This is a genomic window from Caldicoprobacter algeriensis (genome assembly GCF_023838525.1).
GTDB lineage: Bacteria > Bacillota > Clostridia > Caldicoprobacterales > Caldicoprobacteraceae > Caldicoprobacter > Caldicoprobacter algeriensis.
Window position 1 is genome coordinate 1 of sequence record NZ_JAHUQD010000038.1, and the last position, 2,425, is coordinate 2,425.

Genomic DNA, 2,425 nt, shown 5'->3' on the forward strand with positions numbered 1-2,425 from the left:
ATATTTTTGAAGAAATGATTACCAAACGAGGTTATATCAAACGTTTTAAAACCACTTGTACTTCTAGGCAAAACATTTTTACTTTTTAGACAACCACAAAGTGCTTAATTTTAGTGTATTGGCAAATATTACCTCATATATTGAAAATGCGCCCGGGCTACAAAACTGTGTTGACAGGAAATAAGGTGTTTCCGAAGAACCATTAATGAGGCGACTGATAATTGGAATGTATTGCCTAAAAGATCTATTTAAGCGAAGGTAACGACTATATAGCGGATGGGGATTCCCCGAAGGATTTTCGATGACATTCTCACGGGATTATTTCCCCATTTATAATCTTCACATGCCAATTATCTCTTACAAGGGCAAAGAGCCTTGTCCCCTTCTTGTATTCTGATTTTATTAAATGACCGTATAAAATTTTAGTAGGTAGTGACAGGAGAATAAGGAGGTAATGTAGAAAAAAGAGATCTCGCTGATAAATGAACGTGACCAAAAGGAGAAGTAGGATCGCGGCCAGTATAGTCTTTCAGTGGGGAAAGGCTAGGAGGGGGTGTATTACTACCTTGTGTGGGGGATGGAAGTAGGAGGTTTACTTTTACCTTTTGTCGGGTTAATTATCCAGGGGTTTGCTGTGGGTAAGATAGCAGCTAGAACCTGTATGGCGAAGCTGTTCTACCAAATAGTGAGGTCTCATAGAAAAAATTTTTCTAAAGGTACCTACTAAATCTTGACACGGACAAAATATTTTGTGTAGATATTCAATCACCCTGCAATTTGATATAATAGAGATAAAGACAAACTTGAAATCGAGGTGTTTTTATGAGCAGAATAGAACAATTAACTCAAGAACTTTCAAGAATTGCGGAGGTACTGATAAAAGAGTATCAGCCTGAGAAAATAATATTATTTGGCTCATTAGCAACAAATCAAATAGATAAATGGAGTGATATTGATTTAATAGTCATAAAGGATACTGATAAATCTTTTTATGAAAGATTAGAAGAAGTTGTTAAAGTGGCTAAGCCTGCTGTTGGGACGGATATTATAGTGTATACTCCAAAAGAAATAGAAGAAATGAAAGAAAGCGTGTTTTACACAGAAGAAATATTAAAGAAAGGAAAGGTTATTTATGAAAGAAGCAAAACGATGGCTTGACTTTGCTATGGATGATCTTGATTCAGCAGAGATTATGCTTAAAGCAGGCAAATACAATATGGTTTGTTTCTTTTCCCATCAGGCTGCAGAGAAAGCTTTAAAAGCATTTTTGGTAAGTCAGAAACATAATCCTCCTCGAATTCATAATTTAATAGATCTTGTAAACCTTTGTACACAATATGATAAATCTTTTGAAAATTTTTTGCCTAAAGTCCGAGTCTTGAACCAGTTTTATATTCCAACAAGATATCCTACTGCCATACCGGGCACTACGCCTTTAGGAATGCCTGATATTAAAGCAGCTGAGAAGGCAATAATGTACGCTAAAGAAATTTTTTCTTATTGTATAAAGTATATTTTTTGAGGTTCTTTGAGGTTCTGTATAAAATACCAAGTACCTTCACAATTGAGAGCTATTTCTGAGACTGGGCTGGTCTCAGTCGGTAACAATGGCACCGCATAGGACGTTCGGATATTCAAGAATGGTATGTAAGTACTTACACTCAATCTCGATACCCACATGGTTATCCTCTATGGGTGCTAAATAATCGGCTAGTTCAGGGGAAACTGGAGGTTCTCGATGTCAATGAAAAAAATTAAGAGGTACAAAAGAACATATTGCAGGACAAAACTTGTTTGAATTTATTGTAGAAACTACTTACAAAGGAAAAATACGAGTAGATGTGCTTGTGTGGGATATAGAAGATAGTCGGCACAAAGTACTTCGACGGGATGATGTTGCAAATCTTTAGCGGGTGTACTATCACCTGTTTAAAAATGCCTGCGATATAGATGGGAAAAAATCGGCAATGTAGTTTTAAGAGAGGGGCAGAAACTGGCTGAACTGATAATTGAATATAATGTGGGAGTTACTGAAGTGGCTCGCCCTAATAGTAATTCGGTAATGAACACTCTCAAAAAGTATATGGAAATAATTTCAAGGCAGGCAAAAATGGAACATATTAACAAGATTACATGTATTATCAAGTAATAAAAGAGGTGAACCTTGGAAAATTCATATTGTAATACCTGGATAACCCCAAAAAGGGTATAACAAACTAAGCCTTAAAAAATACAATTTTTAAAGCTTCTAGAAAAAGCTATAAAAGTTGTAAACCAAGCTATTTACGCCGCTCCAATAAAGGTATCTACAAAACTAAAGTTTGTATGTTTAACCCAGGCATCAAGATGGATATTGACTGCAGCAAAGGTAGCCATGGCAAACCTCATCATATTGCTTCTTGAGCGAGCTCTTTCAATATTGTAG

The 2,425-nt window shown here is 35.8% G+C and carries 2 protein-coding genes; both read left to right on the forward strand.

Annotated features, from left to right (window positions below):
* Positions 1 to 822: 822 nt before the first annotated feature.
* Positions 823 to 1,158 carry a nucleotidyltransferase domain-containing protein gene (locus tag KVG29_RS12280; RefSeq protein WP_252228714.1) on the forward strand — a complete coding sequence of 112 codons (336 nt, stop codon included), beginning with the start codon at positions 823 to 825 and terminating at the stop codon, positions 1,156 to 1,158.
* Positions 1,133 to 1,522: a HEPN domain-containing protein gene (locus KVG29_RS12285; protein WP_252228715.1), complete on the forward strand. Its 390-nt coding sequence runs from the start codon at positions 1,133 to 1,135 to the stop codon at positions 1,520 to 1,522. Before KVG29_RS12280 ends, KVG29_RS12285 begins: the two co-directional genes overlap by 26 nt.
* Positions 1,523 to 2,425 lie beyond the last annotated feature (903 nt).